The sequence below is a fragment of the Pseudomonas baetica genome (genome assembly GCF_019733355.1).
GTDB lineage: Bacteria > Pseudomonadota > Gammaproteobacteria > Pseudomonadales > Pseudomonadaceae > Aquipseudomonas > Aquipseudomonas baetica_A.
This window is the reverse complement of sequence record NZ_JAIHLQ010000142.1, coordinates 1-438: the sequence shown is the minus strand read 5'-3', so window position 1 is coordinate 438 and position 438 is coordinate 1. Positions and strand designations below refer to the sequence as shown.

The following is a 438-nucleotide window of genomic DNA, read 5'->3' as shown; positions in this document are numbered from 1 at the left end:
TCCGGCAAGCAATTGGCCCGGCAGGCGCTGGAGCGCCATCGCAGCGACTATGAATTGGGTGATGGTCAAAGCGATCAGGCACATCTGCGCTGTGGCCATCTCTTCGAACTGACTGAGCACCCGCGCAAAAGCTGCAACGACCTGTGGTTGTTGCTCAGCGTGTCGCACACCGGCCGCCAGCCCCAAGTGCTTGAAGAGTCAGTCACCAGCGACACCAAAGCCGCGGATGGCTTCACCCAAGGCTATCGCAACACCTTCCGTGTGATTCCCGCCGAAGTCGTTTTTCGCCCGCCACTGCCCGCGCTTCGCCGCCCACTGGTCAGCCAGACCGCCCGCGTTACAGGGCCGGCCCATGAAGAAACGCATTGTGATGAATTCGGCCGCATTAAATGCGAGTTCAATTGGGACCGCGCCGAACTCAACAGCGAGCGCAGCAGT

General features: G+C 60.7%; 1 protein-coding gene. It reads left to right on the top strand.

What is annotated here, in order from left to right:
• Window positions 1–438 (top strand): contractile injection system protein, VgrG/Pvc8 family (locus K5E40_RS34465; RefSeq protein WP_260456255.1); only part of this gene is annotated, 438 nt, incomplete at both ends.